Consider the following 24,135-nt stretch of genomic DNA (forward strand, 5'->3'; position numbering starts at 1 on the left):
GTTGTCGAACAATGACTTATAGGAAATTCAAAATGCCTGCAGCTACGTTCGGTTTCACCTGGCGCCATTGTCTGGCCTCTTCCGTGAGAATGGGTGTTTTGGGGTTGGCCCTGATAACCGGCAACGGTGGTGCCTGGGCTGCTGGCCCGGCCGCCGATGCGTCAGTTGCCAGTTCGGCCTCGACCAATCCCGAATCGATTCGACCTTATCGAATTCACGTCGATGAAGCTCAATTGACCGATCTGAAAAAGCGCATTGCAGCGACCCGCTGGCCGGACAAAGAGACCGTCAATGACGTTTCCCAAGGAGTGCAGTTAGCCCAGGTCCAGGCGCTGGTGAAGTATTGGGGCAGCGGCTATGACTGGCGCAAGGCCGAAGCAAAGCTCAATGCGCTGCCTGAATTCATCACCACTATCGACGGCGTCGATATTCAATTCATCCATGTTCGCTCGCGAAACCCCAACGCGATGCCGCTGCTTCTGACACACGGATGGCCTGGCTCACAATTCGAGTTCCTGAAAACTATCGGCCCGCTAACGGATCCCGTTGCTTACGGCGGTAAGGTTGAAGATTCGTTCGACGTGATCATTCCATCGATTCCGGGACACGGTTTTTCCGGTAAGCCAACTGAATTGGGCTGGGGGCCGGATCGAGTCGCGAAGGCTTGGGATGTGCTCATCAAGCGTCTGGGTTATACCCACTATGTTTCCCAGGGCGGAGATCACGGTTCGGTGATATCGGATGCATTGGGCCGCCTGAATCCTCCGGGTCTGTTGGGCATTCACTTGAACATGCCGGCCACCATCCCGCCCGAATTGGTCAAGCCGATCAGTAGTGGTGACCCGGCGCCTGTCGGGCTCACTGAGCCTGAACGCAAGGCGTTTGATTCCTTGAGCACCTTCTTCGGCCGCAATGCAGCATACGGCGCGATGATGGTTACGCGCCCGCAGACTATCGGTTACCTGCTGGCCGATTCGCCTACCGGAACTGCGGCGTGGATGTACGAAAAAATCGCCGCATGGACGGACAGTGATGGCCAGCCTGAACGGGTATTGAGCCGTGACGAGATGCTGGACGATATCAGCCTGTACTGGCTGACGAACGCAGGCGCATCGTCATCGCGTTTCTACTGGGAAAACAACAACAACAATTTCAGCGCTGCCGCGCAGAACACCGCAAGCATCAAGGTGCCGGTGGCGATCACGGTCTTCCCGCACGAGATCTACCAGGCGCCAAAAAGCTGGGCGCAACGCGCTTACCCATCACTTTCCTACTACAGCCAGGTTAACAAGGGCGGCCACTTCGCTTCCTGGGAGCAACCTCAATTGTTCAGCGAAGAGTTGCGGGAGGCCTTCCGGCCGCTGCGCGCCAAGCTGAGCGCAACGAAGACAGCCCAGTAGCTCACACGCCATCGAGTCAACACACCGGGTCGCTATTCGGCGGCTCGCTACGGAGAAATATCATGGAGATGACCTTGCTGAACAACCAACATAAATTCAGCCGCCTGCGAGGTCTTGCCCCATCGCTGTTGGCAGCAGCGGTGCTGCAATTCGCAGCGGTGGCTGTCGGTTTTTCCCAAGCCAGCGCGGCTGATGTACCCGCGTCCACCATTGGGGCTATCACGCCGGGAGCTCACACCTCTCTCGGTGCTCTTAAGCATGTGAAAGCGGGGCTGCTGGACGTTTCTTACGCGGAACTCGGCCCAGCCGATGGCCCTGTGGTCATTTTGTTGCACGGCTGGCCCTACGATATCAACGCATACGCTGATGTCGCTCCTGCTTTGGCGGACAAGGGATATCGAGTGTTGATCCCTTCTGCGCGTGGTTATGGCGATACGCATTTTCTCTCGGCCAAGACAGTTCGCAATGGTCAACCTGCTGCGCTGGCGAGCGACCTGATCGACTTCATGGACGCGCTGAAGATCAAGACGGCGGTGCTGGGTGGGTTTGACTGGGGCGCCCGCACTGCAGATATCGTTGCCGCACTGTGGCCGGAAAGAATCAAAGCCCTGGTCGCTGTGAGCGGTTATCTGATAGGCAGCCAAGAGGCGGGCAAGGCGCCATTGCCGCCAGCCGCCGAACTGCAGTGGTGGTACCAGTTCTACTTCGCGACCGAGCGCGGGCGCCTGGGCTACGAGAAAAACACCCATGACTTCGCCAAGCTCATCTGGAAGCTGGCGTCGCCACAGTGGAATTTCGACGACGCCACTTATGAGCGCAGCGCGGCGTCCTTGCAAAACCCGGATCATGTGGCCGTGTCGATTTTCAACTATCGCTGGCGCCTGGGGTTGGTCAAGGGCGAGGCCAGATACGACGCGCTGGAAAAGAAACTCGCGGCATTCCCATCCATCAGCGTGCCCACCATCACCCTGGAAGGTGATGCGAACGGCGCACCGCACCCACCTGCCGAAGCGTACGCCAAGCGCTTCACTGGCAAGTATGAGTACCGATTGATTACCGGTGGTGTAGGTCACAACTTGCCGCAGGAAGCGCCGAAAGCCTTCTCCCAGGCGGTGATCGACGCCGATCATCTTTGAAAACCGGCTGAGAGGATGGCGATGATGAAGCTGAAATTTCTGGCCGCGATGTCGGCTGCCATTGCAATCGCAGCGTTGACCGCTACCGGTGTTGCCTCGGGCGACGCCAGTAATGGCGACGCCTCACCGATCTATGGCGTGAAATTGCCTGAAAACTACCGGCTATGGCCGCTGATTGCGCCGGCGCAGGAAGCAGCCCCCCTGAATGAACTGCGAGCCGTGCTCGGAAATGACTCGGCCATCAAGGCTTATCAGGATTCAACGCTGCCATTCCCCGATGGCACGGTGCTGGTAAAGCTGGCCTGGAAACATGTGCAGTCCCCGGAATTCGAGCCGGCGTCCATCCCGGGGCCGGCCACGACCGTGCAGGTGATGGTCAAGGACTCGAAAAAATATGCAGCAACCGGTGGCTGGGGATTCGGGCGGTTTATCAACGGTAAACCGGCCGATGAAGCCCAGCACGAAACCTGCTTCGCCTGTCACCAGGCGCGAGTGCGTAATCACGACTTTGTCTTCACTCGCTTCGCTCCCTGATTCCCGTCAAACCCGGAGTTAACAATGAAAAAAGTATTAACCGCACTGGCCGTCGCCGTCAGCCTGAGCATGGCGACACACGCCTGGTCGCAAACTGAAAAACCGACGATTGTGCTCGTGCATGGCGCCTTTGCCGATGCGTCGAGTTGGAATGGCGTCGTGAAGATTCTCGAGAAGGACGGTTACCCGGTGGTTGCTGCTGCCAACCCATTGCGTGGTGTAAAGAGCGATGGTTCGGCAATCTCGGCATTGCTGACGAGCATTCATTCGCCGGTGGTGTTGGTCGGCCATTCCTATGGCGGCAACGTTATCAGTGATGCGGCCAACGATCATGTCAACGTCAAAGCCCTGGTTTACGTCAGTGCGTTTGCACCTGAGGCCGGGGAAACCGTCGCCGGGCTGGCCGGCAAATTCCCGGGCAGCACGCTGGGCCCAACGCTGGCTGCGCCTGTACCGCTGGCCGATGGGGGCAAGGATTTGTACATCCAGCAGGACAAATTTCACAACCAGTTTGCCGCTGACGTCCCCGCGAAGGAGGCGGCATTGATGGCCGCCACCCAACGTCCGGTAACGGAAGCGGCGCTCAATGAAGCGTCCGGCAGCCCTGCCTGGAAGCATATTCCGTCCTGGTACATCTACGGCGACAAGGACAAGAACATTCCCCCGCAAGCGATGGCATTCATGGCCAAGCGCGCCGCTGCCAAAGCCGTGGAAGTGATCAAGGGCGCTTCACATGTCGTGATGGTATCGAACCCGGAACCGGTTGCCCGCCTGATCGAAAAAGCCGCCACGGCGAAATGACACGCTGAGGGCGAAGCAGCGTTTTCAGAGCTCTACGCCGAGGCGAGTTTTGCACGTCGCCCGACGGGTTTCGTTTTGAAGTTGTGCAACGCTGAAACGCGGGAGAGGGGGGATTCGACGCGGCCAACGCCTGGGCATACCGGGCGTTGTGCTTATCGCGGGCAACCGCAACCAATCAGGTACGCCACGATGTGGAAGATCAATCACAGTTACATTGATGGAGCATTCGTTCCCGTTCAGGGCAATGAAACGGTGCAATGCATCAATCCGGCTACCGAGGAGGTCATCGGTACGCTCACCCTGGCTGATCGTGAAGATGCCAGGCGAGCTATCGCGGCGGCTTCGCGTGCTCAAGTCGCGATGGGCCGCACCTCCAAGGCCGAGCGTATCCACATGCTCGAGCAGTTGCAGGCTGCCGTGCTGGCGAGCACGAATGAAATTCGCGATACCGCCATCCAAGAGTACGGTGCGCCGTTTGCCCGTGCGCAATGGGTCAGTCGCTACGCTTCGCAGTCATTTGCCAATGCGGCGCAGGTGTTGAAACACTTCGACCTGAGTCGTTCGGTCGGTGACGCTACCGTGGTGATGGAGCCGGTCGGAGTCGCCGCGCTGTTTGCCCCCTGGAACAGCACCGCCGGGACGATATGCAGCAAACTGGCATCGGCCATCGCGGCTGGTTGTGCCTCGGTCATCAAACCGAGCGAGTTGAGCCCCTTGCAGACCACTGTGCTCGCCCAAGCGTTGCATCGCGCAGCGTTGCCCAAAGGGGTTTTCAACATTCTGTTGGGACGCGGCAGTGATGTGGGTGACGAAATCAGCGCCAGCCCACTCATCGCGAAAATTTCATTCACCGGGTCCACCGCCACCGGAAAGCTCATTGCACGTGCCGGAATCGAGACCATGAAGCGAGTGAGTCTGTCGCTCACGGGGAAGTCGGCCTCTATCATCCTGGATGACGCCGATCTCGACATCGCCGTTCCCCTGGCTCTGAATGCTGCGTTCATGAACAACGGTCAGGCATGTGTCGCCGGCACACGTCTGCTGGTGCCACGCACGCACGCCGAGGACATTATCAACCGTGTGAAAAGCCTGGTTGGAACGATGGTCGTCGGCGATCCGCAGGATCCGGCCACTGCTCTCGGGCCGCTGGTCAATCGCGCCCAATTCGACCGCGTACAAACTTTCATTCGCCGCGGGCAGGCGCAAGGCGCGACGTTGATTATCGGCGGGGAGGGCAGGCCGACCGGCTTGGACAAGGGCTATTTCGTCAGGCCTACGGTCTTTGCCGATGTCAGCAATGACATGGACATCGCGCAAGAGGAGATTTTCGGCCCGGTGCTATCGATCATTGCGTATGACTCGCAAAAACAGGCGATCGCTATTGCCAATGCCAGTCTCTACGGTTTGCAGGCTTATGTGTTTTCCCGGCAACCGGAACGTGCCCAACGCCTGGCGACCCAGTTGCAGGCCGGCTCGGTGTTGATCAACAGAATTTCGCCAGAGCTGCTGGCGCCGTTCGGCGGGGTAAAGCAGTCCGGTGTCGGCCGGGAGTTTGGAGTCTTTGGGCTGGAAGCATTTCTTGAGGCCAAAAGCATCGTGTCCGATTAACCTGGGGTTGGCGGGAGATTGCGGTCGCGCAACCCAGGCAGCAGCAGAAAAAGCTAATGGCCCACGGCGCGTTGCCTGTGGGCCATTGTTTTTTTAAGGGTTACGCGGCTGCAGCTTTCGCCTCCTGCAGCAGTTGCTGAATTATCTTTTCCTGCGTCTCGTAGCGACCTTCTCCGAAGTGGGTGAAACGCACTTGCCCTTTGGCGTCGATCAGGTAGTGCGCGGGCCAGTACTGGTTACCGAAGTTGCGCCAGATCGCGTAGTTGTTATCGATGGCCACCGGGTAAGTGATGCCGAGCTTTTTCACCTCATCCCTGACATTGCTGATGATCCGTTCAAAGCCGTATTCCGGAGTGTGGACGCCGATTACCACCAAGCCATCCTTCTCGTATTTCTGCGCCCAGTCCTTCACATACGGCAGGGCGTGCTGGCAATTGATGCAGTCGTAAGTCCAGAAATCGACGAGCACCACTTTGCCTCTGAGCGACTCACTGGTCAGTGCGGGCGAATTGAGCCATACCACTGCGCCGGCCAGCGACGGCATCGGGCCTTGGGCGCTGTCGAGGGTGGGTTCGGCCTTGGCCTTGCTTACCAGGTATTCGACGACTTTGGGGACGCGTTCCAGCACGCCTTTTTCCAGCACACTGACGCCTTCGGACGACGCCCCGGCCAACAGCGTCTTGTCGGCACCGGTAGAAATCACCAGCGCTGCGGCCAGGACTGCAAAACCGGTGGCGCGCCGCAGCCGACCAGTGACCGGAATCGAGGCCTTCAGGCGATTGACTAAACCGCGTCCGGCGAAAATCAGCGTACCCAACGACAGTGCACTGCCCAGGCCGTAGGCCACCAGCAGCAGGCTGGTTTGCGCATTGGCGCCTTGCAGCATGGCGCCGGTAAGGATCACCCCGAGGATAGGCCCGGCGCACGGCGCCCAGAGCAGGCCGGTGGCGACGCCGATCATCAGCGAACCCAGCGGCCCGGACATTTTGCGCGTCTGGGGGGCGAGGCGATTGCCCAGTAACACGAACGGGCTGGCCAGCCAGCCACTGATTCGCGCCGAGATCAGCGACAAGGCAAACAGCGCCATCACCACCAGTGCCACATGACGCCCGGCGTTATTGGCCTGAATCACCCATTCACTGCTGACCACGGCCAGACTGGAAATCAGCACGAAGGTCAGGACCATGCCGCCAAGGGTAAGCAGGATCGATGAGCGTGTGCGGTCGATACCGGCGAACAGAAATGGCACGACCGGCAGGATACAAGGGCTGAGGACGGTCAATAAGCCGCCCAGGAATGCGATGAGGAACATAAGGGTCTCCTGATGAAATGTGGGCAGGGCTCAGTTATCGCTGTGGCATTCGGCAAATTTGCGGTAGTTCAGGATCTCGGTCTTGCCCTGCGAATTCAGGTAGGTCAGCTGGGCATCGACAATGCCGCAGGCAGCCCCGGCATCCTGTGTCAATGCCACCACTTTCTGGATGTCCAGGTGCGTGCCGTAGGTGTAGGTCTGCGGCGTGACGTCGGCTTCGGCGCGGGCCGAGAAGGTGCAGATATTCAGGGCGGCAAACAGGCAAGTGGCATAGAGCGTATTGGCGTTCATGGTCGTTTCCTCAAGGCTTCAATGGTTGGGTCGTTCAGTTGAGCCGAGGCGCTTGGGTTGGCCTCGATGTGGCTCATTAGAAGCCCGCGAGGTATCTCGTCTGTGTCAAAAACAGGCGCGGATAAATCGGTTCGTATCAGGACCCCGTCCCGATACACAGCCATACAAAACCTAGGAAATTGTTGTTTTTGCCTCTGCATGTATCCTTCGCCAGAGCAGATACACTGCAATACAAACCGCCGCGGGCGAACGGGCTCAGCCCCTATAGACTGAGCCGCAATTCCCATTGACAGAGGCTTGGCCCATGGAACACGTTGATCACATCCTCATCGTGGACGATGACCGTGAGATTCGAGAGATGGTAGGCAACTACCTGAAGAAGAACGGCCTGCGGACCACCGTGGTTGCGGATGGCCGCCAGATGCGCTCGTTTCTCGAGTCCACGCCGGTGGACCTGATCGTGCTTGACATCATGATGCCCGGCGACGATGGCCTGGTGCTCTGCCGCGACATTCGCGCCGGCAAACACAAGGCCACGCCGGTGCTGATGCTGACCGCCCGCAACGACGAAACCGATCGCATCATCGGCTTGGAAATGGGCGCCGACGATTACCTGGTCAAGCCGTTCGCCGCCCGTGAATTGCTGGCGCGCATCAACGCTGTGCTGCGCCGTACGCGCATGCTGCCGCCCAACTTGGTCGTTACCGAAACCGGAAGGTGGCTGGGGTTCGGGCGCTGGCGCCTGGACACCTCCGCCCGCCATCTGCTTGATGAAGACGGCACCATGGTCGCCCTCAGCGGCGCTGAATATCGCCTGCTGCGGGTGTTCCTCGACCATCCGCAACGGGTCCTCAATCGCGACCAGTTGCTCAACCTGACCCAGGGCCGTGACGCCGACCTGTTCGACCGTTCCATTGATCTGCTGGTCAGCCGCCTGCGCCAACGCCTGCTTGACGATGCTCGCGAGCCGGCTTACATCAAAACCGTACGCAGCGAGGGGTATGTCTTTTCGCTGCCGGTGCAAGTGCTTGGAGCACCGGCATGAAGCCTTCGCTGCATTGGCCTCGTACCCTCATCTCGCGGCTGTCGCTGATCTTTCTGATAGGGCTGACCCTGGCGCAGGCCTTGTCATTCGGCGTGCAGTATTACGAGCGTTACGAAACCGCAAAAAACACCATGCTCGGTAACCTGGAAACCGATGTATCGACGTCCATTGCCATCCTTGACCGCTTGCCCGCCGAGGAACGCATGAATTGGTTGAAACAACTGGATCGACGCAATTACCGCTATTTGCTCGACGAAGGCTCGCCAGGCGTCGCTCTGCGTGACACGCCGATTGCAGTGACCTCGATCAAGGAGGCCATCGGCAAGAATTACCCGATGACCGTGACAGACATTCCCGGGCCTATCAAACATTTCCAGGTCCATCTGAAACTGGCCGACGGCAGCCCGGTGACCATCGACGTGCGCCCCTCGATGGTGCCGTTGTCGCCGTGGCTGCCGGTGGTTTTGCTGGGCCAGTTGGCCTTGATGATTTTATGCACGTGGCTGGCTGTGCGTATTGCCATACGCCCGCTGACCCGCCTGGCCCAGGCCGTGGAAAACCTCGATCCCAATACTCACCCGGTGCATCTGGATGAACAAGGCCCGACCGAAGTCGCGCACGCTGCCATCGCCTTCAATGCCATGCAGGCGCGCATTGCGACCTATCTGAAAGAGCGCATGCAACTGCTGGCGGCGATTTCCCACGACCTGCAAACCCCGATCACGCGCATGAAGCTGCGTGCCGAATTGATGGACGACTGCGGCGACAAAGACAAATTGTGGAATGACCTCGGCGAGATGGAGCATCTGGTGCGTGAAGGCGTTGCCTATGCCCGCAGCGTGCATGGTGCCACCGAAGAAAGCCGCCGTACCGATCTTGATTCATTCCTCGACAGCCTCGTGTTTGACTACCAGGACATGGGCAAGGACGTGCAGCTCAGCGGCAAAAGCGCCGCAGTGATTCACACGCGGCCCCACGCGCTGCGCCGAGTGCTAGTAAACCTCACGGATAACGCGCTCAAATTCGCCGGTGCAGCGCAGCTGCGGGTCGAATCGAAGGACGGCGACAGCCTCTCGGTGACCGTGATGGATCGTGGTCCCGGCATCGCCGAAGAGGAGCTGGCCCGCGTGATTGAGCCATTTTACCGCGTGGAAAATTCGCGCAACCGCAGCACCGGCGGCACGGGCCTGGGCCTGGCTATCGCCCAGCAACTGGCACAAGCCCTCGGCGGCACCCTGACCTTGAGAAATCGCGAAGGCGGCGGACTGTGCGCAGAACTGAGATTACCGACGCGCTTATCTTAGGAGCAGCGAATCATGCAGGATACGTTCAATCTGTCCCGTTTCGTCGAGGCTCAGCGCCCGGTGTTCAGTCGGGTCATGGTCGAGCTGCGCGCGGGCCGCAAGGCGAGCCATTGGATGTGGTTCGTCTTCCCGCAATTGCGGAGGCTGGGTCGCTCCGATATGGCCGGACGCTTCGCGATTTCCGGCCTTGCCGAGGCTCGTGCCTACCTCCAGCATGAGTTGCTGGGGCCACGACTGGAGGCGTGCGTCGCGGCCGTTTTGCAGCACCGAGGGGTGAGTGCCGAGCGGATATTCGGCTCGCCCGATGACCTGAAATTTCGCTCCTGTCTTACGCTGTTCAAGAGTGTCCAGTCCGGCCCCGCTGTGTATCAGCAGGCGATCGAGCAGTTTTATTCGGGTGAGCCGGACCGCAAGACACTGCTCTTGCTTGGGCAATCGGCGTGAGTGCTAAACGTTGATGTGTATCTGGAGCAGCCTGAAAGCGAGGGCGGCTATGCCCCCAACGGGGCAAGCTCCCTGTTCATCTGGGCATGATCGGTAATTCAATGAGATTCGGGCTGCCTGATCGAATACCGTCTTCGACAGCTCCCACAATATCATGCTGGATCGGCTCAGCTCAGCCGGGTGTGATTGAACCCGCCTGCTCTTGATACCCTTTGCGTTGTTTCTCCGCGCTCTCAAAAGGCGCGCGCTCAAGGCCCGCTGCGTACGCCTTTATCCTGGGCTTCAATGACGAGCCGAGTGCGGTCTTCGGGCAGCAGCATTGAACTGTTTCCCTTGCTGAATTAACCGCCCGGTGAGCTTCGCGTTGCAGCTCTTCGTTGGGGGCGCGAAGCCGCTAGTATCAGTTCCCGCAACACAATTGGTGAAGCGGCCCGACCATAATGCTATGTCCGACCCACATTGCAGGGTCTGGGCTCAGCGACCAAAACGTGCTGATCTCATCCGTCAGAACCCACCCGCAGATGGATGTCTCCAGTTCAAACCATGGGTTGCGTCACTCGCATGTCCGAGATGATTTCCGACCGCTACTAATCAAGAATCGGCGCGGTGAACCGCGTAAAATCTTGCTCCATCCTCGGTTCGTATGCTGAACGGGGTTCGTACAGGGCTAAAACCGAATGAGACGCTCTAGGCCAAAGGCTGCGGCTCCTCGTGAACTAACAAAACCATCAGATCATGGAACCATGCATGTCAAAACTTCCTGAGGTACGCGAGCCGCTTTCAGTCACGGTGTGCAATCCCTACATCCCGCCTAATGATTATCGCGAAGAGATGGTGAAAGCTTTGGAATGCATCGGCCAGCATCTTACCAAGTCAGAATTTGAAGACCTTGTGCTTAAAAAACTCCGCCTAGAAGATTCAATGCCTAGCGAGACGCAGTACCTACAAGCGGCCGTTGAGCTTACGGTTTGCGCACACTACGCACGATTTTTCCCTGAAGGGTTCGTCTACGAAGACAAGGTAGCGCCGCCTCGAGATGTCGATTGCTCATTCCAAAACGAAGGCTTCAAATTCAACGTTGAAGTGAAGTGTGCTGACTTCACCATGAAGCAAAAGATTGACGAGAGTGGCGCATTCATCATGAGAGCGGTCGGCCGGATGCCCGACTACAACGACGCTGCTGCTAAGCTACAGGAGACCTTTGCAAGCGGGGGCAATGAGCTTGTAAAGGGACTCCATATGGACAACAAACTCAAGGCGTACCTGATGGACGCCCATGATAAATTTCCTGATCCGACCCGGCAGGACGAATATAACGTCTTGGTTGTAGGCTGCGATGATCAAAATGACTTCATGCAGTGGGAAGGTTATCTCACTGGAGCTCATGGGCTTTTCACTGAGCAATCCTATGCGCCGACGGATGACTACGCCAATGTCGATATGGTCGTCCTTACCAACCTCTATCACCGTCACAAGGAGGTAGAAAAAAAAGACAAGTTAACTGGCCATTGGTGGTTCGGCGAATCCTTTTCGTTGCTCTACCAAAACCCTCGCTCCACTAAGCCTCAAGAGATGGCGTTGGCGTTTGCCAAGACCTTGCGATTTTACAACAATGAGATTACTCAGCATCGAATGGAGGGGGATGCCCCCGACTGGCTCAAGGAGCGACTAGCTATACCGCACTATGTGGGAGACGTTCTGATGCGCAACGGCCAGTATCTATTTCAACCGGGCAAGAAAGGGAAGTCGTCCCCGGACAGCGAGGCAGTGCAAACAGAAGTTTAGATACTCCGAATTTCAGATTCTCGATAGTGCTATCCCTCCGTAACCTTCGAGACCGCTCACGAGCGGCCTCAAAAGTAGTCAGTGGATGCTACATGACCGATATCTCATGCTCATGCAGCCACCCTGCTTTGACTATACTGGTCATCGCTGCCTCAGGATCAGATGTGTAGAACACGATTGCCAAGCTTTCCTGAGCGCGACTGCAGGTTACGTAAAACAGTCGACGAGTCCGGGTCAAGGCGTTGTCCTCGCCATCCGCTTCTTTTTTGCGGTCGCCTGGCGAGGGCGGTAGAACCCCAAGCGCTTTCTCGTAGCTCCATAAGAACCCAGCGGCCTCTTTATCGTCGATGATGACCATTACTCTCGGAAACTCGAGACCCTTGACCCCTTGATGGGTGCCGTAAGGTGAAAGCTCGCTGCAGTATTTCGCGTAGGCCGCGAGCTGTGAGAAAGGGCTTCGAATCAGCAGGCGGTAGGCATGGACCTCAAGCACTTCCCGGTCGCCAGTGTCTGGGAAGTCCTCCTCAGTTGGCCCCATATCAAGCGCTGTACGAAGCCGATCCGGCAACTCAAGGAGATGTGTATTAGCGAGCACCTCTACGACTTCGCTGATGGTTGGATCGGCGTCTGCAAACAGAGCGAGGAGGGCGTCGGCGCCTCTACCGGCCTGCGCTATCGTAAATGCCTGGTCGAGCGACGCTGCCAGCCGATCGCGGGTCAGTAAGGGCGAACTAAGCCTCACGGCTTCCATCAGTCTGAAACTGTCTACCTGAGCTGCATCCAGAATCGGCATCACGCCTTCAACAAAAACTCGTAATGCCGGGAGGGTGCCATCGAGCAGACCGGTTTTGAGATGTTCCACCTGATATAACGGTACGAATACACCATCGAATCCCATCCGACGGCTAGCCATTTTGTGTTCCAGGATCAGAGTCTTTCTACCCTCCATCCCGGAACTCCAACTGCTGTCGCCAGTCAGTTCGGCCATGCGCTCGGCAACCTCATCTTCTGTCTCAAAGGTAGATGTCGGTTGGTTTCTAACGCAGTACATCCGCACCGTTCCCAACGGAGCATCGTCACGGGGCTTTTGCTGGTGCGTATCCGCCGAGGCTCTTATTTCGTTAATCAGCTCGACTACGCGTACCGGGCATCGCCTGTTCAAGAGTTTCTCAGGTTTAGCCCAATCCAGTGGCACGGCTGAGGCAAGATTCTGCATGCCGTGACCATAGATGCTTTGCATTGTGTCCCCTAGCAGTCCAAGGCAAAAACGATCAGATGCCTGAGACTGCACGGCTAGGAAAGCTTCCATCAATCGAGCCATGGTGTCTTGGCTCTCATCGATTAGCAGTACCGGGTATTTATCCACCAGAACGTTTAAGAGAGGGCGCCTCTGTATAAAGTCAGCAGCTAAGCCAATCACATCAGAGTGATTGAGCGCCTGATGGCCGCGGTTGTCGCCCGTCGGGCTGTATGTGAAATTGAAAACATGCTGAATGTTCTCAAGTCGCTTAACTTTGCGATCTCGGTCAGCCTTGTTAGCTCGATAGGTCTTATTCTCCCCACGAGCCTTGGCTAATTTTTTCTCCAGCTCAGCAATGTCAATTGCCAACTTGATCTTGAGCCATTCCCGAATGTCGTCATTGAATCCTTTGATCATCTCCCATGCGAAGGAGTGAATTGTGGATACCCAAACCAATGGGTCATGCTCCAGCCGTCGCATGACTTCTTCCGCTGCTGCATTGGTGTAGGTGATGACCGCGACCTGCCGACCTTCAACAGCTAAGCGCTCGGAAAACCTTGCTTTAAAATTTCGTACTGCCTCTACAAGCGAGTAAGTTTTACCCGACCCTGCGCCCGCGTATAGGAAAAAACTCGTGGGGTTATCGAGATTCAGGCATTGCTGGATCAGCTGGTCGGCATCTGGCAGTGAGCTCATACGATCACCTCTGTGGGATTGGTCGTAACGAGCACTAGCTCTGACTGTTTCTTACGCAGCTTTGATTCAAGCCATTCCAAGCCTTCGCGAATATATTCGGGCACGGTCAATGAAGGGAAGTCACTCGTACCGAGTACCTCCAGCGCGAACTCCGCCTTATTGCCATCTCGCAGCGCCTCGAACATGGAATCTCCAAGCTCCTCAGAAGTCTTGGCCGACTGGAGAGCCCGGGCGAATTGGCCGACCAAGCCGCGACCGGAGCGTGAAGCAAAATGACGCGCATTGGTGAGTACCAAGCTGTCTTCAAAGGTGTTCGCCAATACCTCAACGGGTGCTTCCCCTGCTGCAGAAAGAATGACTGAAATGGGAGTCTGGTAGGCGAGTCGAATAGCAAAAAGCTGGTCAAGCTCTTGGCATTTCAGCTCATCGGCCATCTCAAGGAGATCGTCCACTTTGGCCGATGCATCTTTCATCCTGAGCCAATGTTTCAAGGTGGGGTTGTTGGTCGAAAGATCGGCACCGCGGCGAACCGGCCTAGCTGCTTTGGCCATTCCAGCATCAAGGTCGGTGATGACCAAGGTGACTATGCCAAGTGCGTCTATAAGCGGACGGAGCCTATGTGCGTGACTCCCCCCAATGTCGAGGATGCTGATATAGCACTGATCAAGAAACTTGAATTGGGCGCGCATAAATTGCGGCAGCAGCATCCGCTCGGCAGCTCCCTCCACCAAGATTACCGCATCGGCAAAGAAGAGTTCTGCATGCTGAGCTCGAAGATAGCGAGTCACAAATTTCTGAGTGTAGGAACCCTCTCCAAACACCGAAGATAAATTGGAAACAGTGGATACCGGTACCTGCACACCGTCCATGCCAGCTGGTAGGCGCCGGAAATAGCGAAGATGCTGGTACTCGACCTCGTGGGTGACGTGGCTGGAGTGGGTGCTTACGAGCAGCTGTGTTTTTAGGTTTGGATAGCGGGTGATCAAGTCGTCTTCACAGAGTACTTGATAGGCATGCCGCACAAAAACCTGCTGGACTTGGACGTGGAGATGCGCTTCAGGTTCTTCAATCAACACAAGGTGAATTGGCTCGATCCCTGTTGTAGTTTGTTCATCAGGATTGCGGTGTTTTTTGAGCCAGTCGTCTCGAAAACTCATCAAACGAAATATCATCCAGATGAGGTTTTGATACCCCAATCCATTGGATGTCTCCGGAAGTCGCAACACGGCTGACAAAGAGTTTGTACGTTTGGAGTCAACCTCGAATAGAACCGCAGCCTCGTGGTTCAGTCCATCTGTCGCAGCGAGCTTAGCTTGGAGGGTGATAGTGGGATCGCTACGCCCCGGATATCCCAGCGTCTGAACTTGCAAGAGCGCCGGCCCGAAACTTGTACTTAGTCGGGTATTGAATACCGACTGGGCGATCTCGATTGCGCGCAACGCTTCCAGGTCAGACACCTCTGGAGAATCACCAGGGTCGAGATGCTTTTCGTAGTAGCTGCGAAGCTGTTCGGAAAGTTTTTTGCCGCCTGATGACTTGGAGTCGTTTTGCCCTTCATCCCCATGATCTCCAAATCCGCGCTGAGCATTAATCTCGTGGATCTTGATAAGCCCTTCGATAGGGTTCTTTTCGAGATGTATCGCGTGCTCTGAAAGCCTCTGAGGTGATGCCCTACGCATCATGCCACGTGGTGTATGCAACTTTCCCGGATCCAGCCGGTACGGCCTTATTTTGAATAGCTTGCCAAGCCGTCGACTGAAGTAGTCGGTCAGATTTTGAGGCCATAGACTCAAGCTCACTGGGTGTTGTCTTGAGTCGCCGCTGTCAGCATTCCTACTCTGAGGATTGTCGTCATGGGGAATTTTCGCATCCGCATCCGCTGCTAGGACGGCGATCAATTCCTGCACGCGTTCGCGCTGTTTCCGGTAATCCATGAAAACCTCTGCGACATCCTCTGGCTCTAATCGAAACCGCATGCCGACTAGACCTCCATCCCATTCGAAATTTGGGATCAAATCTCGAACGTAATGGTACTCACCTGATTCTGCGCTGATCCAGATGTCAAGGTGAGGAAGCCAATCATCCCAGTCGTTAGCCGTTGGGAGTAGATCGCCAGGACTGGCCATCTCCCATGAATGGCCGATCTCGTCTATGCGATCGAAGTGACAGAGCGTGAGATCCTGCAGTCGAATTGCAGACGCCTTGCCGCCTAAAAATTTGCGCAAAGCGAGCATGGAAGATGACTTTCCGCTGTTATTAGCACCAACAAGCAGGGTGGTCTCAGCGGATAAATCTATTCGTATGGAGTGGAGCTTGCGGAAATTGGCTATTTCCAAGTATTTGATTTGCATTCGTCGTCCCTGAACAGTGAAGCGGAGATGTTACGGTACAGGCGAATGTGGCTTGAAAAACGCTCGCGACCAACCTGTAACCGACCGGGCTTGAGTCACAGGTGTCGTTAAGTCACATAAGCCGCATATGCAGTGATATTGCTTTCACAAAAATGGGTAGTGAGCCTCGCGAGGCGCTGGCGGAAAGCGCTCGAACCTGAAAAGTCGCGCCGCGGTGTCAACCGTCAGACCGAGCCCCATGTCTTTTACGTTCAACGACATCCATAAACGAAATAAAATGCAGACGGCCGGTGCTTTTGGATGATTTTCGAAGGCTGAGCGCCCCTCAACTTATCGAACTGTGGCCGTCACTTGCACCTATGAGCCGAGAGAGCGCTCGCCTATCCCTAGGCATACACTCCAGCCTGATCGCTGTCAGATCGGGCAAGTGAGTGATCTGCGCATGAGTCAATGGACATAAGGCGCTTGGATGTCTGAAATGATCTTGAGGGCAGTCGCGCTACCAGTGCTAGCATGTCCCAGAAGTGTTTGGAAAGCCAATTTTGCCGGCTCAAGACTCAGGCCTGCTTTCAAAGATTCCAGCTGCGTTGAAAGTGCAGTCTTTCGAGTCGCAAAAATTATGAGGCAGCGCAGGCCATCTCTTATGATTTCTCTCAACATCAAATCTGCGTCTGCAGAGATGCCTACTAGCGGTTCGCTGGAGCCGTGAGCAATTGTATTTCGAAGCTTTTTACCCTTGTCGGCATCATCCAAGAAATCGGCAATGCCCGCTGTCGCAGCTGAGCATGAAACTATTGCAGCTGCTTTGCCGATTGTCACTTTTGGTTTTGGTCTGTTCTGCTTTCGGTACTCACCGAAAGTGGCCTCTAATGCAGAGAAGAGGAATGCCATTTTCTCTTCGTGCTCCAACGAATAACCATAAGAACGATCAAAGCTTCTGATTGCTAGACCAATGGTCGGGTCTTGAGTGATTGCGCTTTCCGACAGAGCATTTAGTAAGTCCGGTAACAGCTTAAATGTCTTGGCATCCAGCATGTACTTATCGCTGAGGTCAGCCTCGATCAAGCTCCGACCAAAAGTACCGATTTCACGCCGTATCTGATTCCCTTGCCGGATGTAATGTACTGAAGAATATGGATCAATTATCGTCCCTTCTTTTAGAAGCCTGAGCGCGGAAGTGAGGTTCTGAATGCTGTTTCTCTGTCGAAGGTGCACGGCCTCGAGCGCAGAGCTCAGCGGCACAGTCGTCAATATTCTGCAGGTAAGAAACGTGTGCAACCCTTTATCAAATTCTAGTTTAAGCCGGGTTGCTTCATCGGTGCGCTCGAATAACACCCATTGCTTCCACGAAAATCTTTCGAGAAGAATATCGCCTATGAGGATTGGCATTTGGAATGGAATTCGAAGACCAGGCATATGGATGGCGCTAAAAGCTCCCTTCCTTGGCAGCGCTTGATACCATTTCTCCTCCATACTCCCTGGCGAGAATTGAGCGTGAGTCGCAGATAGTTCTGCCATTTCAATAATCCTCAATCCAGTATTATGCGCAGCTCGTCGAGAGCAACGCCGACGTCTTTGCGGTTTTTCAGAGAGGTCAATGTCGCCAGAGCTGCTCTGCACAGCACCTGCGTAGCATAGTCAAACCATTGAGCATCGGTCTTTGAGGTTTGCGAGAGACTCTGTTTCCAGTCCCGGCCATGAAGTGCATCGCTTCGGAGACTGTACAGCGTCTTTATACTGATCTGGAGGTTCGCAGGGTCTTTTTCGGAGCCCATGATCAAATTGCAGGTTCGCTTAATGAACCTCGCAGTGATGCCAGAAAGAACGTTCTTCAGAAGAAGCCCTTCCAATGCGATAACGCAGCTCACTATGCCATCGATGGCATGAAAGTCATCTGTCGCCGTGGAGGTGAGAGTTCGCAAGATTTGCCTGAATTCAGGCGCTTCTAGCAAGAGGCTGCATTCCCGAATGAGAGGAACTAGCGTTGTCGCATGCTCAATGGTAGCGGCATCGATGAGCAGTCGCGTAGGCCCATGAAGAACTGCTGTTCGATCGAATATACCTACATGTCGGAAGATCGACCTGCCGGTTTTCATATAGCTGATCGACTTGCCGGGCTCAGGAATGTGAGCTCCCGTCGAAAATACAAGGGCTAGGTAGAGATTGTGCATTTCCCTACGTGCAGTTTCGTGATCATGGCTCGGCGAAGCCTCTCGTACAAAGAATACTGGGCTCGCCCTTTCGAATGCAAAGCGTACGCTGTGGGCCGCTTCCTGATCCAAAGGCTTCCATTCTGCGTAATCTAGGCTGCGTAGTAATCCTGACTCATACTCGATTTCGAGGGTGGGATCAGTGAGGCGAATATATGGAAGGTGAACATAAATCTGGGAGTGAGCAAGTGAGTCCTTTCCAGCTTCGAACATGCGGATCTATTCCTTGTTTGCACTAACGTTTGTCACGTATGCACGCTTCAAAAGGGCAGTAAAACTGCGATTCTACCTAAGAAGTCGAGCATTTTGGTGAGCAGGTATCTTGCTGGACACACAAAAACATTGATCTTTGCCAACCCCCTCGAACACGGTGTAGCGGCATTCGCATCAGAGCACGCGAGCAGGCTGCGGGGCGATACAGGCGTGCTTGAATGTGCTCTCTTACTTCCATAATGCTAGCTGGGCTCGACCGTGCGGATACGGATCATACTTTCGAACTGCCGCCGACTGACCATTAGTGGCGCCACCATCTGTTCCGATAACCGTCGATTACAAGGTGAAAGGGGGAGGCTGGCGGTTCGCTCGTCTATTGTGGAGGGTAGGGCCGCACAGTCACAACGTACCGCATACTCGCTAGCTCTTCACACTCCGCCGGACAACAATGCTGTCACCTCTTCCTAGGGTTATTTTTACCTCAGAACACTTATGAATTGGCCTAATGATCCCGAACACCTCTTAAAGACGATATGATTCGCCCAATCAGGAGGTTCCATGCAAGAACGAAAAACCTCTACCCGCGAGCTCAAGCAACGTGCGGCAAGCATAGTTATTGATGATAACTGATGAGTTCCCGACGTCTGTGCATCGATGGAAGTTGGCCCTAAGGCTCTGCGCCGCTGGATTGATCAGGTTCGCAGACAACGTCAGAAAGGGCAGCCAGTGACAGGTACCAAGGCAATCAGCGACAAACAGCGAGAGCTTCAGCAACTGCGAGCCAAGGGCAAGCGCCTGGAGACCGAGACTGAAATTTTAAAAAAGGCTCCGGCTCTTTTGATGTCGGATCCCGATCGTTTTCTTGATCGAGGAGCTGAGGGAGTCGAGTTCATATCCGAGCTACCTGCCTTGCAGTGCGCTGGGCGTTTCCCGTAGCGCGTTTTACGACTGGCTTAAGCGTCGCTCAGCACCCATCTTTACAGAAACATCAGGGGGCAAGTGACAGGGTTCCTTCACAACATCCAATTTAACATAATATACATTATGCGAACCATCCTATACGGAGCTGGGGGGCTCTGGAGGCTGCTTTTCACCAGGTGATCAGCGTTGTTAAGGTGTTGCTACTAGCAACACAGGTTCAGGACGATGACTCCTGGGCTTGGTCATCTCCCTCGATACGAATCTTGGCGCGTGCAACAACGGCCATCGCTTCAGCAATGAAAGCCGCGTCACCGGTTTCAAAAGCGTCAGCCAAAAAGACAGCCACGCTCTCTGAATCAACCAGCGCGTCTGCTGGGTCATAATCATGAATTCGCTCTGTCATCTGATCACCTGGAAAAAATGAACCCGAAACCCAAGGCTAAAAATACAAGCTGGAAAGTAAAATGCCAGGATGCAGCTGATGGCACTGGCGATTAATCATACCGCTGACTGACGATCTCCTGTCGGCCATCACGTTGGCCAGCGGCGACAAACTCGACCTTGAAGTGAAACCTAACGGCACGATAATCCTGACGCCTGTTCGTACGTAAGATCAATTCAGCCATCCACGCGCTTGATAGTTGCAGCCCATAAACGAAGTGACTTGTTACCGATTACACGTGATTTTATTGGGTGCTAATTTCTAATCCTTGAGAGATAGCGTTCAAATTTGGAAGATAACGAGCAAGGATGAGCTACCCCTAGTTCATCTGTTGAGCTACCCTCCTCCTTTTTTTAATAGCCTTTGAGTATAACTATACTAAATGACTATTTAGTATAGTTATATGACTACATCTTTATCGCTCTGACAAAACCCCTTCAATAACCACTCGCCGCCGTCATCGCCCCGCCCACAATCGCAATCCCAGAACTGCTGCCCAAGCGTGTTGCCCCGGCTTCAATCATCTTCAACGCCGTCGGATAATCGCGCACGCCACCGGATGCCTTTACCCCAACTCCTGCACCCACAGTTCTGCGCATCAGTGCTACATCTTCAACCGTAGCCCCGCTTCGGCTGAATCCGGTGGACGTCTTGACGAAGGCCACACCCAGGTCACGGCAGATCTCGCAGGCCTGGACCTTCTGCTTGTCATCAAGCAGGCAGGTTTCCAGGATGACCTTCAACGGCACGGCGCCGCAGGCCTGTTGAACCAGATCGATGTCTTCGCGCACTGCGTCCAGCAGCCCATCCTTCAACCAGCCGATATTGAGCACCATATCGATCTCCCCTGCCCCGGCGGCAATCGCTTGTTGGGCTTCGAAAGCCTTGGTATTACTCAGGCCGGCGCCCAATGGAAAGCCGACCACGGCGCAAATCACTACCTTGTCGTCGGTCAGGCACGAAGCGGCGTAAGGCACCTGTGCGGAGTTGAGGCACACCGAATAAAAGCCATGCTCGCGGGCTTCCTCGCACAAGGTGCGGATCTGTGCACGGGAGGCGTCGGGCGCCAGCAAGGTGTGATCGATGTATTTGGCCAATGCGGCGGGTGGAAGACTGTTCATTTAATGGGCCCTTGCCTGTATGTTGCCAATAATTGTGGGGCGCTTGTCACAGCGCTCACGTCAATTCGTTAGAATACTAACAAATAATGTTACTTATCCAACACCAATAATCAAGCCTTGGAAGTCTCGTGGACAGTAAAAAAGCCGAGCGATTGAAGCTTATCCAACAAGCCCTGCAAGACCAGAACGCCATTCACCTGAAGGAAATGGCTGCACTGCTGGACGTGTCCGAGATGACCCTGCGCCGCGATCTCAACCACTTCAGCGATCACCTGCGGCTGCTGGGTGGCTATATCACCCGCATTGGCAATGAGAGCGGCGATTACCGGGTGGCCGAGCAGGACACCCGCCACGTCGAGGAAAAGCGCCGCATCGGCAAACTCGCCGCGCCGTTGATCCAGGCCGGTGATACGGTATTTTTCGACTGTGGCACCACCTCGCCTTTTGTCGTTGATTTCATCCCCGATGCGCTGGAGTTCACTGCGGTGTGCAGCTCCTTGAACGTGCTGCTCAAACTGCAGAACAAGCCCAACTGTCACATCGTGTTGTGCGGCGGCACCTTTCACCGCAAGAACCAGGTCTTTGAGAGCAGCGCCGAGAGCAGCATCCTCGACAGCGTGCGCCTGACATGGGCCTTTGTGACTGCCGCCGGCGTCAGCCAGGCGTTTGGCGTAACGTGCTTCAACTTCAATGAAGTCGAGGTCAAGCAGAAGGTCATGCGCCAGGCTCAGCAACGCGTGCTGCTCGCCGATTCCAGTAAGTTCGACACGGTGCGCACCGCGCACTTCGCGGCCCTGGAAGACTTTCAGTACGTGGTCAGCGACAAGAAAATCCCCCGCAGCTATAAGGACGTCATCCAGGCCAATGGCGCGCAGTTGCTGGTTTAATCCAGCAACCGGCGCCGTTCCTGCGCACTCAAATAACCGGTGCTGACACTGAACGAAGCGCTGGCTCCCGCCGCCAGCACACGCACGTGGCCTTTGGCTTTCTCGGCGTTATAGCCCTCGGGTTCGCAGGTGGACGGCAACACGAACGCCGCCACTTGCTGATCCGGCGTGTGAAGGATCCAGCGTGTGGCGTGGGCAAATTGTTCGGGACGGTAGCGGGTGTAGAACGCCGCACCGCTGGGATGATCCAGTAAAAAGTGCGCCTGGCCCGTGGCGTCTGTGCCAACGCCGTCGAAGAAGAACACGATCTCAGGGTCGTACAAGGCCGGTTGCTCAAGGCTAGCCAATTGCGCAGGCTGCTCGGCCAGCTGCGCCATGTAGGCGCTCCATGCCGGCGTGGGCTTGACATGGTCCGGCACGCTGGTGCGCAAACGCTGGCGTTGCGTGCCCAAGGGCTCGACAAACCGCGCGCCATCCACGTACGCATAGTTCATGTGGACCATGTACATCAGGTCCATGGGCTTGCCGGCCAGGTTCGTCACCTGCATATCGATATCGAACACGGCTGAATCGGCGCTCAGTGTCACGCTGGGACTCGCCCGGTAGCGATCGCCGAACCCCCTGGCATATTCATACGAGCCCCCCAGGCGTACAACGCCCTCGTCCACTTCCAGCCAAGCCGTGTCCATGGGTGCGCAGGGCATTTCGCCGTGCAAGGCATGCGTGTCATCCGGCGCCGGGCAGCCGTTGCGCAGCAGGCCACTGTGAAACATGAAGCAGCCGTAGGTCTCGATGATCGTCGGGCTAGGCCGGGGTTGCTCGAACAGGTTGCTCATGGTCAAGTCGCAACCGTCGAACACGGCTGACCAGATCATCTGCCCCTGATAAGGCAGTATCACCAATCGGCCACGGCTATTCTCCAGGCTCACGGCCAGCACACCGGACGGGTAGGTCCAGGCACTGACCTTGAAGGCCGACGATTGCAGCAGGATCTTCTCCTGCTCGCCAAACACCGCAGGGTACAACGCGATACGTGTCTTCATGAGGCCACCGCCCCCCTCGCGCCCACCGGCAAGGTGCCGGGTTGGCGCATGCACTTGAGCGCATACATCACGATCACAATGAAACACAGCAACGGCACGCTGTAAGCCAGTTGCATGTTGCCGCCGCTGGCGTCGGACAACAGGCCCTGGAAGATCGGGATCACCCCGCCGCCGACAATGCTCATCACCAGCAATGAACCACCGACGCCGGTGTCTTCACCCAGGCCATCGATGGTCAGGCCGTAGATGGTCGGCCAGCAAGGGCCGAGGAAGATGCTCACGCCGACCGCCGCATACACCGCCGAAATGTTCGGCACCAGAATGGTGTAGGCCAGCAGCACGATACACAGCACCCCGTAGATCGCGAGTACCTTGGCGGGATGCAGGCGCCGCATCAACAGGTTGGCGATCAACTTGCCGACAAAGTAGGCGGCAAAGGTGGTCAGCAGAAACCATGAAGCGCTGCGTTCATTCATACCGCCCATCTGCATGGCCAGGCGGATGGTAAAGCTCCATACCCCGACCTGCGCGCCCACATAAAGAAACTGCGCCAATACGCCAAAGGTAAAGCGCGGGTTACGCCACAGCCGTCCCAGGCTTTGACGCACGCTGCCCGGCTTGCTGTCGGCAGGCTTGTTGCCCTTGCACGCGGGGAACCGGGTGATCGCGACAAGGATAAACATCAGCACCAGCACCGCAATCATCCACTTGTAGGGCAACAACGTGGACTGGATCATCTGCAATTGCTGCACTGCTGCCTCTGAAGCGCTCATCTGAGCCAGCTGTTCAGTGGTGGCGTCGGTGTCCTTGAACATCACGAAGCTGCCCACATACACCCCGGCCATGGCGCCGAACGGGTGAAAGGTCTGCGAGATATTCAAGCGCCGGGTCCCGGTTTCCCGGGGCCCCATCAGTGTCGAGTAGGTATTGCAGGCGGTTTCCAGGAACGACAGGCCGGCGGCGATCACAAACAGCGCCAGCAGGAACATGCCGTACTTGGCCGTGGACGCGGCCGGGAAAAACAACAGGCAGCCCAACATGTACAGCAGCAGGCCCACCAGAATCGTGCTCTTGTAGCTGAAACGACGAACCACCATCGCGGCCGGAATCGCCACAAAAAAGTAGCCCAGGTAAAACGCCGACTGCACAAAGGCCGTCTGGAAATCGCTCAGCAAAAACGCTTTCTTGAAGTGGGCGATCAGCACGTCGTTCATGCTCGCTGCCGCGGCCCATAGGGCAAAGATGCTGCAAAGCAAGATAAAGGCGAACCAGGGCGTGCGGTTCAGGTAGAAACCATCGGCGGTCTGTTGCAGCGCAGGTTTGTTCATTATTGTTCTCCGGGCTGGGTGAG

20 protein-coding genes and 1 pseudogene are annotated in these 24,135 nt (G+C 56.0%); 11 read left to right on the plus strand and 10 right to left on the minus strand.

The features are described 5' to 3' along the window. The first annotated feature begins 32 nt into the window (after positions 1–32). The 5 genes from TU73_RS02975 to TU73_RS02995 all read left to right on the plus strand — a co-directional run bounded on the left by TU73_RS02975 (position 33) and on the right by TU73_RS02995 (position 5,479). Positions 33–1,400, plus strand: a complete 1,368-nt coding sequence (locus tag TU73_RS02975) for an epoxide hydrolase family protein (RefSeq protein WP_057010906.1) — start codon at positions 33–35, stop codon at positions 1,398–1,400. Between the two features lie 62 nt (positions 1,401–1,462). Next, the gene (locus tag TU73_RS02980; protein ID WP_057010907.1) at positions 1,463–2,536 is read left to right on the plus strand and encodes an alpha/beta fold hydrolase; all 1,074 of its coding nucleotides are present in this window, start codon (positions 1,463–1,465) and stop codon (positions 2,534–2,536) included. A 24-nt stretch (positions 2,537–2,560) separates the two neighbouring features. Continuing rightward, entirely contained in the window at positions 2,561–3,070 is a 510-nt protein-coding gene (locus TU73_RS02985; RefSeq protein WP_057010908.1) for a cytochrome P460 family protein, read from the plus strand. A gap of 24 nt (positions 3,071–3,094) precedes the next feature. After that, on the plus strand, positions 3,095–3,871 hold the full coding sequence (locus tag TU73_RS02990; protein ID WP_057010909.1) for an alpha/beta fold hydrolase: 777 nt from the start codon (positions 3,095–3,097) through the stop codon (positions 3,869–3,871). A 189-nt stretch (positions 3,872–4,060) separates the two neighbouring features. Then, positions 4,061–5,479 (plus strand): aldehyde dehydrogenase family protein, encoded by a 1,419-nt coding sequence (locus TU73_RS02995; protein WP_057010910.1) that lies wholly within the window; start codon positions 4,061–4,063, stop codon positions 5,477–5,479. A gap of 100 nt (positions 5,480–5,579) precedes the next feature. Here the strand turns inward: TU73_RS02995 and TU73_RS03000 are convergent, their stop codons facing one another. Next, a complete protein-coding gene (locus TU73_RS03000; RefSeq protein ID WP_057010911.1) occupies positions 5,580–6,791 on the minus strand; it encodes a cytochrome c biogenesis protein DipZ in 1,212 nt (403 codons plus the stop codon). Positions 6,792–6,821: 30 nt separating this feature from the next. Further along, the gene (locus tag TU73_RS03005; RefSeq protein WP_057010912.1) at positions 6,822–7,082 is read right to left on the minus strand and encodes a DUF2790 domain-containing protein; all 261 of its coding nucleotides are present in this window, start codon (positions 7,080–7,082) and stop codon (positions 6,822–6,824) included. A 304-nt stretch (positions 7,083–7,386) separates the two neighbouring features. Here TU73_RS03005 and TU73_RS03010 point away from each other — a divergent pair, with 304 nt between their 5' ends. From TU73_RS03010 to TU73_RS03025, 4 genes are all read left to right on the plus strand, one after another. Continuing rightward, positions 7,387–8,127, plus strand: coding sequence for a response regulator (locus TU73_RS03010; protein WP_044273799.1), 741 nt, complete (start codon positions 7,387–7,389; stop codon positions 8,125–8,127). Continuing rightward, positions 8,124–9,431: an ATP-binding protein gene (locus TU73_RS03015; protein WP_057010913.1), complete on the plus strand. Its 1,308-nt coding sequence runs from the start codon at positions 8,124–8,126 to the stop codon at positions 9,429–9,431. The genes TU73_RS03010 and TU73_RS03015 overlap by 4 nt, the downstream gene beginning before the upstream one ends. 12 nt (positions 9,432–9,443) lie before the next feature. Next, a complete protein-coding gene (locus tag TU73_RS03020; protein WP_057010914.1) occupies positions 9,444–9,875 on the plus strand; it encodes a DUF1810 domain-containing protein in 432 nt (143 codons plus the stop codon). Positions 9,876–10,622: 747 nt separating this feature from the next. Next, positions 10,623–11,660 (plus strand): hypothetical protein, encoded by a 1,038-nt coding sequence (locus TU73_RS03025; RefSeq protein ID WP_057010915.1) that lies wholly within the window; start codon positions 10,623–10,625, stop codon positions 11,658–11,660. Between the two features lie 88 nt (positions 11,661–11,748). Here TU73_RS03025 and TU73_RS03030 read toward each other — a convergent pair whose 3' ends face one another. The 4 genes from TU73_RS03030 to TU73_RS03045 all read right to left on the minus strand — a co-directional run bounded on the left by TU73_RS03030 (position 11,749) and on the right by TU73_RS03045 (position 18,370). Further along, positions 11,749–13,596 (minus strand): UvrD-helicase domain-containing protein, encoded by a 1,848-nt coding sequence (locus tag TU73_RS03030; RefSeq protein WP_057010916.1) that lies wholly within the window; start codon positions 13,594–13,596, stop codon positions 11,749–11,751. Then, complete coding sequence (locus tag TU73_RS03035) at positions 13,593–15,947, minus strand: AAA family ATPase (RefSeq protein ID WP_057010917.1); 2,355 nt, start codon at positions 15,945–15,947, stop codon at positions 13,593–13,595. The genes TU73_RS03030 and TU73_RS03035 overlap by 4 nt, the downstream gene beginning before the upstream one ends. A 447-nt stretch (positions 15,948–16,394) precedes the next feature. After that, positions 16,395–17,465 (minus strand): hypothetical protein, encoded by a 1,071-nt coding sequence (locus tag TU73_RS03040; RefSeq protein WP_057010918.1) that lies wholly within the window; start codon positions 17,463–17,465, stop codon positions 16,395–16,397. Positions 17,466–17,476: 11 nt separating this feature from the next. After that, positions 17,477–18,370, minus strand: a complete 894-nt coding sequence (locus TU73_RS03045; protein ID WP_057010919.1) for a HEPN domain-containing protein — start codon at positions 18,368–18,370, stop codon at positions 17,477–17,479. Positions 18,371–19,018: 648 nt separating this feature from the next. Between TU73_RS03045 and TU73_RS29575 the strand changes: the two are divergent. Next, a pseudogene (locus TU73_RS29575) lies at positions 19,019–19,306 on the plus strand (transposase); the annotation flags it as partial. Positions 19,307–19,508: 202 nt separating this feature from the next. Here TU73_RS29575 and TU73_RS03055 read toward each other — a convergent pair. Together TU73_RS03055 and deoC are read right to left on the minus strand one after the other, a co-directional pair. After that, positions 19,509–19,694, minus strand: a complete 186-nt coding sequence (locus tag TU73_RS03055; RefSeq protein WP_057010921.1) for a helix-turn-helix domain-containing transcriptional regulator — start codon at positions 19,692–19,694, stop codon at positions 19,509–19,511. Between the two features lie 476 nt (positions 19,695–20,170). Beyond that, the gene (deoC, locus tag TU73_RS03065; RefSeq protein WP_057010922.1) at positions 20,171–20,854 is read right to left on the minus strand and encodes a deoxyribose-phosphate aldolase; all 684 of its coding nucleotides are present in this window, start codon (positions 20,852–20,854) and stop codon (positions 20,171–20,173) included. Positions 20,855–20,982: 128 nt separating this feature from the next. Here deoC and deoR point away from each other — a divergent pair, with 128 nt between their 5' ends. Continuing rightward, on the plus strand, positions 20,983–21,741 hold the full coding sequence (deoR, locus tag TU73_RS03070) for a DNA-binding transcriptional repressor DeoR (RefSeq protein ID WP_057010923.1): 759 nt from the start codon (positions 20,983–20,985) through the stop codon (positions 21,739–21,741). On the opposite strand, the gene TU73_RS03075 is transcribed toward deoR, so the two are convergent. Both TU73_RS03075 and fucP read right to left on the minus strand, forming a co-directional pair. Next, positions 21,738–22,784 (minus strand): aldose 1-epimerase family protein, encoded by a 1,047-nt coding sequence (locus tag TU73_RS03075; protein WP_057010924.1) that lies wholly within the window; start codon positions 22,782–22,784, stop codon positions 21,738–21,740. The two genes, deoR and TU73_RS03075, sit on opposite strands and share 4 nt — an antisense overlap. Next, positions 22,781–24,112: an L-fucose:H+ symporter permease gene (fucP, locus tag TU73_RS03080; RefSeq protein WP_057010925.1), complete on the minus strand. Its 1,332-nt coding sequence runs from the start codon at positions 24,110–24,112 to the stop codon at positions 22,781–22,783. Before fucP ends, TU73_RS03075 begins: the two co-directional genes overlap by 4 nt. Between the last annotated feature and the right edge of the window lie 23 nt (positions 24,113–24,135).

The organism is Pseudomonas libanensis (genome assembly GCF_001439685.1).
Taxonomy (GTDB): Bacteria; Pseudomonadota; Gammaproteobacteria; order Pseudomonadales; family Pseudomonadaceae; genus Aquipseudomonas; species Aquipseudomonas libanensis.